The sequence below is a fragment of the Streptomyces sp. NPDC054956 genome (assembly GCF_053609185.1).
The window spans coordinates 14,062-27,401 of record NZ_JBSGXB010000074.1 but is presented as its reverse complement, the minus strand read 5'-3'; the positions used below and the strand labels follow the sequence as shown (position 1 = coordinate 27,401).

At 73.2% G+C, this 13,340-nt stretch carries 11 protein-coding genes; 5 read left to right on the top strand and 6 right to left on the bottom strand.

Going from position 1 to position 13,340, the window contains the following annotated elements; all coding sequences use genetic code 11:
* Window positions 1-358: 358 nt before the first annotated feature.
* Complete coding sequence (locus ACWGDE_RS14980) at window positions 359-1,300, bottom strand: LysR family transcriptional regulator (protein WP_453389405.1); 942 nt, start codon at window positions 1,298-1,300, stop codon at window positions 359-361.
* A 70-nt stretch (window positions 1,301-1,370) separates the two neighbouring features.
* Between ACWGDE_RS14980 and ACWGDE_RS14975 the strand changes: the two genes are divergently transcribed.
* Entirely contained in the window at window positions 1,371-2,510 is a 1,140-nt protein-coding gene (locus tag ACWGDE_RS14975; protein ID WP_453389404.1) for a TDT family transporter, read from the top strand.
* Between the two features lie 110 nt (window positions 2,511-2,620).
* Here the strand turns inward: ACWGDE_RS14975 and ACWGDE_RS14970 are convergent, their stop codons facing one another.
* Window positions 2,621-3,349 carry a helical backbone metal receptor gene (locus tag ACWGDE_RS14970; protein WP_453389403.1) on the bottom strand — a complete coding sequence of 243 codons (729 nt, stop codon included), beginning with the start codon at window positions 3,347-3,349 and terminating at the stop codon, window positions 2,621-2,623.
* Between the two features lie 32 nt (window positions 3,350-3,381).
* Window positions 3,382-3,930: a helix-turn-helix domain-containing protein gene (locus tag ACWGDE_RS14965; protein WP_453389408.1), complete on the bottom strand. Its 549-nt coding sequence runs from the start codon at window positions 3,928-3,930 to the stop codon at window positions 3,382-3,384.
* Window positions 3,931-4,259: 329 nt separating this feature from the next.
* Here ACWGDE_RS14965 and ACWGDE_RS14960 point away from each other — a divergent pair, with 329 nt between their 5' ends.
* The 4 genes from ACWGDE_RS14960 (at window position 4,260) to ACWGDE_RS14945 (ending at window position 8,658) form a co-directional block, all read left to right on the top strand.
* Window positions 4,260-5,165, top strand: coding sequence for a 5'-3' exonuclease (locus ACWGDE_RS14960; RefSeq protein ID WP_453389407.1), 906 nt, complete (start codon window positions 4,260-4,262; stop codon window positions 5,163-5,165).
* Window positions 5,166-5,227: 62 nt separating this feature from the next.
* A complete protein-coding gene (locus tag ACWGDE_RS14955) occupies window positions 5,228-6,070 on the top strand; it encodes a siderophore-interacting protein (RefSeq protein ID WP_453389402.1) in 843 nt (280 codons plus the stop codon).
* 55 nt (window positions 6,071-6,125) lie between these two features.
* Window positions 6,126-7,661 carry a serine hydrolase gene (locus tag ACWGDE_RS14950; protein ID WP_453389401.1) on the top strand — a complete coding sequence of 512 codons (1,536 nt, stop codon included), beginning with the start codon at window positions 6,126-6,128 and terminating at the stop codon, window positions 7,659-7,661.
* 19 nt (window positions 7,662-7,680) lie between these two features.
* Complete coding sequence (locus ACWGDE_RS14945; RefSeq protein WP_453389400.1) at window positions 7,681-8,658, top strand: RluA family pseudouridine synthase; 978 nt, start codon at window positions 7,681-7,683, stop codon at window positions 8,656-8,658.
* Window positions 8,659-8,715: 57 nt separating this feature from the next.
* Here the strand turns inward: ACWGDE_RS14945 and ACWGDE_RS14940 are convergent, their stop codons facing one another.
* From ACWGDE_RS14940 to ACWGDE_RS14930, 3 genes are all read right to left on the bottom strand, one after another.
* Window positions 8,716-9,375 carry a helix-turn-helix domain-containing protein gene (locus tag ACWGDE_RS14940; RefSeq protein WP_453389399.1) on the bottom strand — a complete coding sequence of 220 codons (660 nt, stop codon included), beginning with the start codon at window positions 9,373-9,375 and terminating at the stop codon, window positions 8,716-8,718.
* Window positions 9,376-9,465: 90 nt separating this feature from the next.
* Window positions 9,466-12,318, bottom strand: a complete 2,853-nt coding sequence (locus tag ACWGDE_RS14935) for a DEAD/DEAH box helicase (protein ID WP_453389398.1) — start codon at window positions 12,316-12,318, stop codon at window positions 9,466-9,468.
* Window positions 12,319-12,430: 112 nt separating this feature from the next.
* On the bottom strand, window positions 12,431-13,321 hold the full coding sequence (locus ACWGDE_RS14930) for a diacylglycerol kinase (RefSeq protein ID WP_453389397.1): 891 nt from the start codon (window positions 13,319-13,321) through the stop codon (window positions 12,431-12,433).
* Between the last annotated feature and the right edge of the window lie 19 nt (window positions 13,322-13,340).

Here is a 13,340-nt window from a genome sequence, read left to right as displayed (position 1 = left end):
GGGGGGGCTTGTCCCCTACCCGCCCTTCCCCCGTTCCCCGGGGCTCCGCCCCGGACCCGTTGCCGTCTGCGTCGCCGCCGCACGGGGGCCAGCCCCCGGACCCCCGCTCCTCAAACGCCGGAGGGGCTGGATCTACCCGCGGGGCTTGAAGTACCCAGTCGGGAAGCAGGCCCGGGCACAGGGCGCGGGCCCCAGGGCGCAGTGCACCGGGCACCGGGCACAGGCCGCGGGCCCACGGGCACAAACCGCCCGCCCCAGGGCGCCGACCCTAGGGCGCGGGGCGCGGGCCCGCCGGGCACCCGGGCGCCGGCCATAGGCGGCAGGGCCGGATTCCCCCGGCGGGGCCGGACCGCGTCGGTCAGTGGCGGGTCAGTGCGAGCAGGTCGCGCGCCGGGCCCGCCGGGCGGGAGCCCGAGGGCCAGACCGCGCGCAGTTCCCGGTCCAGGCCCGCGCCCAGGACCGGGACGGACACCAGCCGCCGCCCCGCCATCTCGTCCCCCACCGCCAGTTCCGACAGCACGCACGGCCCCGCCCCGGACACCGCCGCCGCCTTGACCGCAGTGGTCGACGCCAGTTCCAGCAGCGGCTCCGCCAGCCCCCCGCATCCGGCCAGGGCCGCGTCCAGGACCTGCCGGGTCCCCGAGCCCCGCTCCCGCAGGATCAGCGGGGTCGCGGCCAGCTCCGCCGCCTCCACCCCCTTCGACCGCCGCGCCCACGGGTGCCCGGGAGCCACCGCCACGACGAGCCGGTCCTGTGCGATCACCACCGAGTCGAGCCCTTCCGGCACGCTCAGCCCCTCCACGAAGCCGAGGTCCGCCTCGTGCGCGAGGACCCGTTCGGCGACGACCGCCGAGTTCCCCGCGTGCAGCGACACCGCCGTCCCGGGGCGCTGCCCGCGCAGCGCGATCAGCCAGCCGGGCAGCAGGTACTCCGCGATGGTCATGCTGGCGGCGACCCGCAGCCGGGAGTCGCGGCGGCCCCGTAGCGCCTGGGCGCCCGCGTCGAAGGCCTCGGCCGCCTCCACGACCCGCCGCGCCCAGTCCGTGACCAGCGCGCCCTCCGCCGTCAGCGTGGACCCGCGCGGGGACCGGTCCACCAGCGCGACGCCGAGCCGGGTCTCCATCGCCCGGATGCGGCTGCTGGCGGCGGGCTGGGTGATCCCGAGCCGCCGCGCCGCGCCGCTCAGACTGCCGACGCGCGCGACCGCCAGCAGCAGTTCCATGGCGCCCAGGTCGGGGACCCGGTGCGCCAGCGGAACCTGTGCTCCGGCCCACTCCTCATTGCCATACCCAGTACCCATAACTTCAGTTTATGCCCTCATAGGACAGTGCCCCCTGCCGTCCGGCGCTGGCCGCCGCGACGCTGGACCCATGGCCACCACCCTGGTACGACCCCTTCCCACCACCCCCGGGATCCTGCGGACCCACAAGGCTCCCGCACTGCGCCACCTCGGCCCCAACTGGTACGCGTCCGTCATGGGCACGGCGATCGTCGCCAATGCCGGCGCGACCCTCCCGTACCAGCTCCCCGGCCAGCGCGTGCTCTGCCAGGTCTTCTGGGTGCTGGCCGCCACCGCCCTCGCCGTCCTGCTGACCGCCCGCGCCGGGCACTGGCTCCACCACCGCGACCAGGCCCGCGCCCACCTCCTCGACCCCGCCGTGGCCCCCTTCTACGGCTGCCTGTCGATGGCGCTGCTGGCCGTGGGCGGCGGCGCCCTGATCGTCGGCAAGGACCTCATCGGGGTCCGGGCCGCCGTCGCCGCCGACGCCGTCCTGTTCACCGCCGGCACCGCCATCGGTCTGCTGGCCGCGGTCGCCGTCCCCTACCTGATGGTGGTCCGCCACAAGGTCGAGGCCCACCAGGCCACCCCCGTCTGGCTGCTGCCCCTGGTCGCCCCCATGGTCTCCGCCGCGCTGGGCCCCCTGCTGATCCCCCACCTGGCCGCCGGACAGGCCCGCGAGGCCATGCTGCTCGCCTGTTACGCCATGTTCGGCATCAGCCTGCTGGCCACCCTGCTGATGCTCCCCCTGGTCTTCGGCCGGCTGATCATCAGCGGCCCCCTGCCCCTGGCGCTCACCCCCACCCTGTTCCTGGTCCTCGGCCCCCTCGGCCAGTCCACCACCGCCGTGAACTCCCTCGCGGACATGGCCCCCCAGTCGATATCCGCCGCGTACTCCGGCGCCTTCGCCGCCTTCGCGGTCGTCTACGGGGTCCCCGTGATGGGATTCGCCCTGCTCTGGCTGGCGCTGGCCGCGGCGATGCTGGTGCGGGCCGCCCGCGACGGCATGGGGTTCGCCATGACCTGGTGGGCACTGACCTTCCCCGTCGGCACCTGCGTCACCGGCGCCGCCGGCCTGGCCCGCCACACCGGGCTCACCGCCTTCTCCTGGCTGGCCGCCGCGCTGTTCCTGGCCCTGCTGACCGCCTGGCTCCTGGCCGCCGCGAACACCCTGCGGGGCCTGTTCACCGGCCGCCTCCTGGCCGCACCCGCCGCCCCCCGGGCCGCCTAGCAGCCCGGCGCCGCCGCCGGGGGCCGCCCCCCGGACCCCGGGAGGGGTCCGGGCGCAGCCCGGGGAACGGGGGGAAGGGCGGGTAGGGGACCGGCCCCGCAGGGCAGTGCTCAGCCCGCCGCGCGCAGGGCCGCCCCCAGCACCGCCGGGGCCTCGACCAGCGAAGGCCCGTACCACGTCAGGTGCCGTCCGCTGACGAGCGCGGCCGGGATCCCCGGAAAGGCCTCGGGCCCGTCCTCGGCGGTGAAGCGGTACGGCTCGTCGGGGAGCACGACGAGGTCGCAGCCCGCGGCGGCCAGCTCGGCCGCCGGGATCCTCGGATAACGCTCCGGATGCCCGGCACAGGCGTTGCGCACCCCCAGGCGGGCCAGCAGGTCCCCCGCGAAGGTGTCCCGGCCGAGCACCATCCACGGCCGCCGCCAGATCGGTACGAAGGCCAGGGACGGCGGGAGGGGCTCCACCCGGGCCCACGCGGCCTCCGCGTCCGCCAGCCACCCGGGCCGCTTGAGTCCCAGGGCCCCCACCAGGACCCGGTCCAGCTCCCCGAAGGCCTGCGGGAGGTCCCGTACCTCGGTGACCAGCACCTCCAGCCCGGCGGCGCGCAGCGCGTCCAGGTCCGGGGCCCGGTTCTCCTCCTCGTTGGCGACGACCAGGTCCGGGCGCAGCTCCGCGATCGCGCCGACGTCGGGGTTCTTCGTGCCCCCGACGCGCGCCACGTCCCCGAGGCCGGCCGGGTGCGTGCACCAGTCGGTCACCCCGACCAGCGCTCCGGGCGCGCTCACGGCCACCGCCTCGGTCAGGGACGGCACCAGCGAGACCACCCGCTTCGGTGTGCGCATGTCCGGGGCGCCCAGTGTCTCGGCGGCCGGTCTCAGCGGCCCGGCGAGGGCGGTTCGGAGGTCGCGTGGATGTGGTCGCCGACCGCGACGATCAGGATGCGGGTGTCCTCGGTGACGGCCCGCCAGCGGTGGCGCACCCCGCCGGACAGGAACAGCGCGTCCCCGCTCTCCAGCCGGTAGGCCCGGCCCTCCGCCTCCACCTGGCAGGCGCCCGAGACCACGTACATCAGCTCGTCGTTGCGGTGCTGGTACTCGCGGCCGGCGTCCTGGTCCCCGGTGAACTCCAGCGCGTGCAGTTGGTGGTGCCCCCGTACGAGGGGCCGCACGCCGGGAACCGGGGTGAGCCCCGAGTCGTCGCCGGCCCGTACGAGGTCCACGGTGCGCGCGGTGTCGGAGGCGGCCAGCAGGTCGACGGCCGTGGTCTCCAGCGCGTCGGCGACCCGCTCCAGGGAACGCATGCTGGGCCGGGCCCGTTCGTTCTCTATCTGGCTGAGGAAGGGGACCGACAGGCCGCTGCGCGCCGATACGGCGGCGAGCGTGAGGTGCAGTGCCCGGCGTCTCTTGCGCACGGCGACACCCACCCGGAGCGGTTCCTTGGAGTCCTTGTCCCGGTCCCGGTCCTTGTCGTCCGCGCCGGCGACGCCGTTGGCGGCGCCCGTCGGGTCCGTGCCGATCGTGCCGCTCGCCGCGCTCACGCTGTTCGTGCCGTCCGTGCCGTCGGTGCCATCCCTGTCGTCCATGGCGGGGCTGCCCTCCCCTTGTCCTGGTCCATCGCACATCGGTGTGCTGTAAGCACCTTACGCAGCAACCGGCCCCGGTTTCGCGCTCAAGAGCCGAGGAGACCGCACCTGCGCCACTTTGCCCGGGGTGCCAGGGCATCATCGTGATCGTGACGACGACACGACGCCTGATGCTCCTGGACACCGCCTCCCTCTACTACCGCGCCTACTTCGGCGTACCGGAATCCGTGAAGGCCCCCGACGGGACCCCGGTCAACGCCGTGCGCGGCCTGCTCGACTTCATCGGCCGCCTCGTGCAGGACCACCGGCCCGACGATCTCGTGGCGTGCATGGACGCCGACTGGCGGCCGCACTGGCGGGTGGAGCTGATCCCCTCCTACAAGGCCCACCGGGTGGCCGAGGAATCGCGGACCGGCCCGGACCTTGAGGAGACCCCGGACACCCTGGCCCCGCAGGTGCCGATCATCGAGGCGGCCCTGGACGCCTTCGGGATCGCCCGGGTGGGGGTCGCCGGCTACGAGGCGGACGATGTGATCGGCACGCTCACCACCCGCGCCACGGGCCCGGTGGACATCGTCACCGGCGACCGGGACCTCTACCAGCTGGTCGACGACGCCAAGGGGCGGCGCGTGCTGTACCCGCTCAAGGGCGTCGGCACCCTCCAGGTGACCGACGAGGCGTGGCTGCTGGAGAAGTACGGGGTCGACGGCCCCGGGTACGCGGAGATGGCCCTGCTGCGCGGCGACCCGAGCGACGGCCTGCCGGGCGTGCCGGGCATCGGCGAGAAGACCGCCGCGAAGCTCCTGCACACCTACGGTGACCTGGCCGGAATCATCGCGGCGATCGGTGACCCGAAGTCGAAGCTGACCCCCGTGCAGCGCAAGCGGCTGGACGAGTCCCGGCCGTACCTGGCGGTGGCCCCCAAGGTCGTCCGGGTCGCCTCCGATGTTCAACTGCCGCAGTTCGATCCCGCCCTTCCGGCGGCTCCCGCGCAGCCCGACCTGGTGGCGGCCCTCGCCCACCGGTGGGGTCTGGGAGGAGCAGTTGAACGCCTGAGCAGCGCACTGCGCCCCTGAGGTGCTAACTTAGGTAATCCTAAGCTTCATGGGAGTCAGGGTCGGAAAGTCAGGGAGACGTCGTGGCAGAAGGACGCGCCCGCAAGGTCGGCACCGCAGTCGTCGTGCGCACCGAGCGGTTGAGCCCGCACATGGTGCGGATCGTGCTGGGCGGGGCCGGTCTGGCCGGATTCGGTGCGGGTGCGTACACCGACCACTACGTGAAGATCCTCTTCGCGCCCGAGGGCGTCGAGTACGCCTCCCCGTGGGACCTGGAGCGGATCAAGGCGACCCACCCCCGCGAGGAGTGGCCGCGCCAGCGCGCGTACACGGTGCGCGCCTGGGACCCGGTCCGCCTGGAGCTGACCCTCGACTTCGTGGTCCACGGCGACGAGGGCCTGGCCGGCCCCTGGGCGGCCCGCGTGCAGCCCGGTGAGCTCGTACGGTTCCTCGGGCCGGGCGGCGCCTACGCCCCGGACCCGGTCGCCGGCTGGCACCTGCTGGTCGGTGACGAGAGCGCCCTGCCGGCGATCGGCGCCGCGATGGAGCGGATGCCCTTCGGGTCGGTGGTCCACGCGTTCGTGGAGGTCGAGGGTCCGCGGGACGAGCTGAAGATCTCCACCCCGGACGGCACCGTCCCGGTCTGGATCCACCGCGGCTCCCGGCCGGTCGGCGAGGCCCTGACCGAGGCCGTCCGGGCGCTGGCCTTCCCCTCCCGCGACGTGCACGCCTTCGTCCACGGCGAGGCCGGCTTCGTCAAGGAGCTCCGCCGCCACCTGCGCGTCGAGCACGACATCCCGCGCGAGCGGCTGTCGATCTCGGGCTACTGGCGCCTGGGGCAGACGGACGAGGGCTGGCGCGCGATCAAGCGGGACTGGAACGCGGAAGTGGAAGCCGAGCAGGAACCGGTCGGCGCCTCCCACTGACCCCGGCCGCGGGCTTCGCGGAGCGGGTTCACCCGGTCGGCGGGACAATGGGGCCATGCGTACGCTCCGCGCCTTGACGGCGGCCGGGGCAGCTGCCCTCCTGGCGAGCACCGGGACGGCAACGGCCGCACCGAGCCCACCGCCCGCGCCGAAACCCGTGATCAGCGACGAGCAGGTCGAAGCGGCAGTGCGCCGCCTCGACCGGACCGTCGGCGACTTCATGCGCTCCACCGGCGTGCCGGGCGTCTCGGTCGCCGTGGTCCACGACGACAAGGTGGTCTACCTCAAGGGCTTCGGCCTGCGCCGCGTCGGCGAGAAGGAGACCGTCGGCCCGGACACCGTCTTCCAGATCGCCTCGCTGTCCAAGCCGGTCTCCTCCACCGTCGTCGCGGGCGTCCTCAAGGAGCCGGCCGACTTCGACCGGCGGGCGGAACTGCCCGGATTCACGCTGAAGGACCCCTGGGTCACCGAGCACGTCACCACCGCCGACCTCCTCTCGCACCGCAGCGGCCTGCCCGACCACGCCGGGGACCTCCTCGAAGACCTCGGCTACGACCAGTCGTACATCCTGGACCACCTGCGCCTGGAGCCCCTGAACGCGTTCCGCGCGAGCTACGCCTACACGAACTTCGGCTACACCGCCGCCGCCGAGGCGGTCGCGAAGGCCCACGGCAGCAGCTGGCAGAAGCTCGCCGACGACACCCTCTTCAAGCCGGCCGGCATGACGCGCACCAGCACCGAGTTCGCCGCCTTCGACAAGGCCCCCGACCACGCCGCCACCCACGTCAGGAACCCGGACGGCACTTGGAGCCCCCGCTACGTCCGCGACCCGGACGCCCAGGCGCCGGCCGGCGGGGTCAGCTCCACCGCCCGCGACATGGCCCGCTGGCTGCGGCTGCAGCTGGGCGACGGCACGCTCGACGGAAAGCGGATCATCCCGGCCGACAACCTCGCCCGCACCCACCTCCCCGAGATCGTCGCCCAGCCGGTGACCCCCTCGGGCACGACCGCCTTCTACGGACTGGGCTGGAACGTCACCTACGACGGCGCGGGCCGGGTCAAGCTGAGCCACTCCGGGGCCTTCGACCTCGGCGCCAACACCAGCGTGACCATGCTGCCCCTGGAGAAGCTCGGCATCGTCATCCTGACCAACGGCTACCCCATCGGGGTCCCCGACGCGGTGGCGCTGGACTTCTTCGACTTCGCCGAACACGGCAAGGTCACCACCGACTGGCTCGCGCTGACCGAGTCGGCGTACGCCCGGATCGACGCCGAGGGCCGCTCCCCCACCGACTACGCGAAGCCGCCCGCCGGAGCCGCGGCCGCCGAGGCCGACTCCGCGTACACGGGAACGTACGAGAACGCGTACTACGGCAAGGCCACCGTCACGGCTGCCCCCGGCGGCGGCCTCGTCCTCTCGCTCGGGCCGAAACCCCAGCGCTACCCGCTCACCCATTACGACGGGGACGTCTTCAGCTTCGAGACGGCCGGCGAGAACGCCGTCGGCCGCACCGGGGTGACCTTCGCCGACGGCACCCTGCGCGTCGAGTACCTGGACGGCAACCACCTGGGCACTTTCACCCGCAGGTAGCCGCATAGCCTGTACCCCGATGAAGCGCCGATCCCACATCCCCGACTCGCCCCTGCCGCAGGTCCACGGCATCGACCCGGTCCGCATGCGGCTGCCCCCCGACCCGGACGGCCTGTGGCCGGACCTCGGTTCCTACCTCGCGGCGCGCTACGAGGGCACCCGCGGCGCCGAGTCGATGGCGCGGCTGCTGCACGACGGCCGGGTCCTCGGCGCCGGCGGGCGGGTCCTGCGCCCCGGCGACGCGTACGAGCCGGGCGCCTTCCTGTGGTTCCACCGCGATATGCCCGCCGAGCCGGTGGTGCCGTTCCCGATCGGGGTGGTGTACCGCGACGAGCACCTGCTGGTGGCCGACAAACCGCACTTCCTGGCCACTACCCCGCGCGGCAGCCACGTCTTCCAGACGGCCCTGGCCCGGCTGCGGGTGGAACTCGGCCTGCCCGCACTGAGCCCGGCGCACCGGCTGGACCGGATGACGGCCGGGCTGGTGCTCTTCAGCGTCCGCCCCGAGGACCGGGGCGCCTACCAGCTGCTCTTCCAGGAGCGGCGGATCCGCAAGGAGTACGAGGCGCTCGCGCCGCACGACCCGGCGGTGGAGTTCCCCCGTACGCTGCGCAGCCACATCGAGAAGGTGCGCGGGGTGATGGCGGCGGTGGAGGTCGAGGGCGCCGAGCCCAATGCCGAGACGCTGGCCGAACTCGTCGGGGTCAAGGACGGTCTGGGGCGCTACCGGCTGACCCCGCACACCGGGAGGACCCACCAGCTGCGGGTGCACATGAACAGCCTCGGCCTGCCGATCCTGGGCGACCCGGTCTATCCGGTGGTCGGCGATCCGGCGCCGGACGACTACCGCCGCCCGCTCCAACTACTGGCCCGCACACTGGAGTTCACCGACCCCGTCACGGGGATCGAGCACCGGCTGGAGAGCGCGCTGCCCCTGCGGGCCTGGACCGACCGGGCCGGCTGGGAGACGGACCCGGGACCCGGGGCCGCGGCCTGATCCACGGCCTGATCCATGACCCGACCCGTGACCCGATCCGCGGCCCGATCCGGGGTCCTAACCCGTGGACTCCGCTATCCCCGCGACGCGCAGGGCCGCGTCGGCGGTGGCCTCCGCGAAGGCGGCCACGGGGCGGGCCGGATCGGAGCGGTGGATGAGCATGACGCCTTCGATGAGCCCGAAGACCAGGTCGTTGCGGAGCGCCAACCCGGCCCGGTCCCCGGCGAGTTCCGCTCCGACACAGGTTCCGTCGAGCAACGCCCGGTAGGCGTCCTTGAGTTCGAGGCGCATCAGACGGAACTGCGCGAAGCGGGCCCCGCCCACCTCGGGCAACAGGTAGAGCGCACCGAGGTTGTACGGCCCCCCGCACAGCAACAGGACGTCGGAGCGGCACAGTTCCCACAGCCGGCGGCCGGCGGGCCGGTCCGTTTCGAGGAGCAGCCGGCGGGCCAGCACGAGGGAGGGTGCGACCGTGGACTCCAGGAGTTCGGCGAGGAGTTCCTCCTTGCCGCCGAAGTAGTGGTACATCGTGGCCTGGCGCATTCCGGCCCGTTCGGCCACCGCCCGCGTGGTGGTGGCGCCGTACCCCTTCACCGTGAACAGCTCGGCCGCCGCGTAGAGGAGTTCCTCGCGCGGCGGCCGGCCGCTGGCCGGCCGCAGCTGATCGGCGCGTGGCCGACCGACCCGTCTCGGCCCTTCGTCCGTTCCCCCAGTCATGGCCCGATCGTCGCACAGGACACGTCGAATCGATCATGGCAAGAGGTGAGATCCAGCCATGACCACTTTTGGAGGAACCCCCAAATCCGATTAGCCCACGGAGCTGTAGGCCACCACACCCCGCAGGAGCGCGTCCACGGCCTTGCGGGCATTACGGGCCACCGTGCTGCCCCCTTCGGACGACGGAGGGGCGGAGGAGGAGGGTGCCGCGGCGGCCACCTGCCCCAGCACGTCGATGACCTGCTTGCACCAGCGCACGAAGTCACCGGCCGGCATCTCCGCCTCGCGCAGCACCTCGTCCAGGCTCTTGTCGGAGGCCCACTGGTAGACCGCCCACGCGAAACCGAGGTCCGGCTCGCGCTGGCCCACGCCCTCCGCCTGGTTGATGCCGTGCTCCTCCTCCAGGGCGTCGAGCCGGCCCCAGATGTGGACCATCTCGCCGAGCGCGGCCTTCGCCGCGCCGCCCGGCACCTTCGGCGCCACCGCGTCGTCGGACTGCCGCGCCTCGAAGACCAGCGCCGAGACGCAGGCGGCCAGTTCGGCCGGGCTCAGACCCTCCCAGACACCGGCCCGCAGGCATTCGGACGCCAGCAGGTCGAGCTCTCCGTAGAGCCGGGCGAGGCGCCGGCCGTGCGGGGTGACCTCTCCCTCGCGCAGGTAGTCCAGCTCCGTCAGCAGGGCGTGGATCCGGTCGAAGGTGCGGGCGATGGTGTTCGTCCGCCCCTCGATGCGCTGCTCCAACTGCCGCGTGTCGCGCTGCAGCCGGTGGTAGCGCTCCGCCCAGCGCGCGTGGTCCTCGCGCTCGTCGCACCCGTGGCACGGGTGCGCCCGCAGCTCGGTGCGCAGCCGCGCGATCTCCCGGTCGTCCGCCGCGGCCGCCCGGCCGTGCCGGTGCCGCTCCACCGTGATGTGCCCCGCCTTGGTCCGCAGCTGGGACGCCAGGTCCCGACGGGACTGCGGGGAGCGGGCGTTGAACGTCTTGGGGATGCGCATCCGCTCGATGGCCTCGACCGGGACCGGGAAGTCGATGGCGGCGAGCCGCTTGACCTGCCGCTCCACGGTCAGCACCAGCGGGCGCGGACCCTCGGCGTACTCGTACCCGCGGTGCCCGTTGGAACGCCCGGCCGGCACGCCCGGATCCAGCACCAGGGCCAGCCCGGCGAACTTGCCCGTCGGCACGTGGATGATGTCGCCCGGCTTCAGCTTCTCCAGCGAACTGGCCGCCTGGACCCGGCGCTGGGCCGCGCCCTGCTTGGCGAGATCCGTCTCGCGGTCCTTGAGGTCGCGGCGCAGCCGCGCGTACTCCTCGAAGTTCCCGAGGTGGCAGGTCATGCCCTCCCGGTAGCCCTCCAGGCCCTCCTCGTTGCGCTGCACCTGCCGGGAGATCCCGACGACCGAGCGGTCGGCCTGGAACTGCGCGAAGGAGGTCTCCAGCAGTTCGCGCGAGCGGTGCCGCCCGAACTGCTGGACCAGGTTGACGGCCATGTTGTACGAGGGCTTGAAGCTGGAGCGCAGCGGATACGTACGGGTACCCGCGAGCCCGGCCAGGGCCGCCGGGTCCATGCCCCGCTGCCACAGCACCACCGCGTGGCCCTCGACGTCGATGCCGCGCCGCCCGGCCCGGCCGGTCAGCTGCGTGTACTCGCCGGGGGTGATGTCGGCGTGCTGCTCGCCGTTCCACTTGACGAGCTTCTCCAGGATGACTGTGCGCGCGGGCATGTTGATGCCCAGCGCCAGGGTCTCGGTGGCGAAGACCGCCTTCACCAGGCCCCGTACGAACAGTTCCTCGACGACCTCCTTGAAGGTGGGCAGCATGCCCGCGTGGTGCGCGGCGATGCCCCGCTCCAGGCCTTCGAGCCACTCGTAGTACCCCAGGACGTGCAGGTCCTCGGCGGGGATGGAGGCGGTGCGCTCCTCGACGATCTCGCGGACCTTCAGGCGCGCGGTGTCGTCGTTGAGCCGCAGGCCCGCGTAGAGGCACTGCTGGACGGCGGCCTCGCAGCCGGCCCGGCTGAAGATGAAGTTGATGGCGGGCAGCAGCCCGTCGCCCTCCAGGCGGGCGATGACCTCGGGCCGCGAGGGGGTCCAGATCCGGCCGCGCGAGCGCCGCTCGCGCTCGCGGTCGGCCTCGCGGACCATCTTGCCGCGCCGCCGGTCCTTCGGGTTGTACCGGCTGGTGTTCTCCTCGCGGGCCATCCGCAGCAGATCGGGGTTGACCTCGCGGCGCGCGGAGCCGCGGCCGCCGTGGTCGGACTCCTCCTCGAAGAGGTCGTAGATCCGCCGCCCGGCCATGACGTGCTGCCACAGCGGTACGGGCCGCTCCTCGGAGACGATCACCTCGGTGTCGCCGCGCACGGTGTCGAGCCAGTCGCCGAACTCCTCGGCGTTGGAGACGGTCGCGGAGAGCGAGACCAGCGTCACCGACGCGGGGAGGTGGATGATCACTTCCTCCCAGACGGCTCCGCGGAACCGGTCGGAGAGGTAGTGGACCTCGTCCATCACGACGTAACCGAGGCCGGTCAGCGACTGCGAGCCCGCGTACAGCATGTTGCGGAGCACCTCGGTGGTCATGACCACGATCGGCGCCTCGGAGTTGACGCTGTTGTCGCCGGTGAGCAGGCCGACCTTCTCGGCGCCGTAGCGCTTGGCGAGATCGGCGTACTTCTGGTTCGACAGGGCCTTGATCGGCGTCGTGTAGAAGCACTTGCGGCCCTGCGCCAGGGCCAGGTGCACGGCGAACTCGCCGACGATCGTCTTGCCCGAGCCGGTCGGGGCAGCCACCAGGACGCCCTTGCCGGCCTCCAGTGCCTTGCAGGCCTCGATCTGGTACGGATCCAGATCGAATTCGTACATCTCGCGGAAGGGCGCCAGGGCGGTCGCCTCTTCGGCGGCGCGGATCCGGGCAGCGGCGTACCGCTCGGCGGGAGAGAGTTCTTCGGTCATCTTGTCGTCGAGCCTACCCGCCGCCTCTGACAACAGTCGCGATCTTTATGACGAGCTCCGGCCGCCCTACGGCGCAGCGCCGCACCCCGGGCCCACGGCCCCCGCAGCCGTCCTACGTCAGGAGCCGCAGGGCCCCCGGGACGCACTCGGCGGTCACCGGCAGCGCTCCCAGCGGCTCGCCGTCCGCGTAGGCCGTGATGCCGGCCGCCTCCAGGGTCACCTTCGCGGCCCGGTGGACGGTGACCTTCGGGTGGCCGAGATGGGTCCCCTTGTAGACCTGCGGGAAGACCTTCAGCAAGGTGGCCCGGCCGCAGTCGCCGACGACGGTGACGTCGAACAGGCCGTCGTCCGTCCGCGCGTCCGCGCAGATGCGCATCCCGCCGCCGTAGGAGGAACCGTTGCCGACGGCCACCAGCGTGGCCTCGGTCTCGATGACGGGACCGTCGTCGAGGGTGATCCGGTACGGGAAGGGCTTGAAGGAGGCCAGTTCCAGCGCGATGGCCAGGTCGTACTTGAACTTGCCGAGCGGCAGCCGCATCCGGTTCCCGCGGTCGTTGACCCGCGAGTCGAAGCCGGAGCACAGCACGGTCCCGTACCAGGTGCCCCCGGCGACCCGGCCGAGGTCGCTCTCGCGTATCCGGCCCTCCTTGAGGGCCTCGGCGGCCAGCCGGCCCGCCCGCGCCGGATCCCCCACGGGAAGCCCCATCGCCCGCGCGAAGTCGTTCCCGGTGCCCACCGCGATCACGCCGAGCGGTACGAGGGTCCCGGCCAGCGCCTGCAGCGCCAGGGAGACCATGCCGTCGCCGCCGACCGCGACGACCGCTCCGGTCCCTTCCCTGACCGCCGCGCGCAACCGCTCCAGCGCGTCGCCGGCATCGGCGCCCACGACGGTCCGTACGGAATATCCCGCGTCCCGGAGCGCGGAAGCGGCCGGCTGCGCGGCGTGCGCGCCCCGGCCGCGTCCCGCGGTGGGATTGACGAAGAGGGTGATCTCAGCACTCACCCACGGGAATGTACCCGCA

Bases quoted from the DNA above. Each gene is read 5' to 3' on its own strand.
- ACWGDE_RS14970 (WP_453389403.1), bottom strand. From the start codon at position 3,349: ATGCGCACACCGAAGCGGGTGGTCTCGCTGGTGCCGTCCCTGACCGAG.
- ACWGDE_RS14960 (WP_453389407.1), top strand. From the start codon at position 4,260: ATGCTCCTGGACACCGCCTCCCTCTACTACCGCGCCTACTTCGGCGTA.
- ACWGDE_RS14950 (WP_453389401.1), top strand. From the start codon at position 6,126: ATGCGTACGCTCCGCGCCTTGACGGCGGCCGGGGCAGCTGCCCTCCTG.
- ACWGDE_RS14945 (WP_453389400.1), top strand. From the start codon at position 7,681: ATGAAGCGCCGATCCCACATCCCCGACTCGCCCCTGCCGCAGGTCCAC.
- ACWGDE_RS14935 (WP_453389398.1), bottom strand. From the start codon at position 12,318: ATGACCGAAGAACTCTCTCCCGCCGAGCGGTACGCCGCTGCCCGGATC.
- ACWGDE_RS14975 (WP_453389404.1), top strand. From the start codon at position 1,371: ATGGCCACCACCCTGGTACGACCCCTTCCCACCACCCCCGGGATCCTG.
- ACWGDE_RS14940 (WP_453389399.1), bottom strand. From the start codon at position 9,375: ATGACTGGGGGAACGGACGAAGGGCCGAGACGGGTCGGTCGGCCACGC.
- ACWGDE_RS14980 (WP_453389405.1), bottom strand. From the start codon at position 1,300: ATGGGTACTGGGTATGGCAATGAGGAGTGGGCCGGAGCACAGGTTCCG.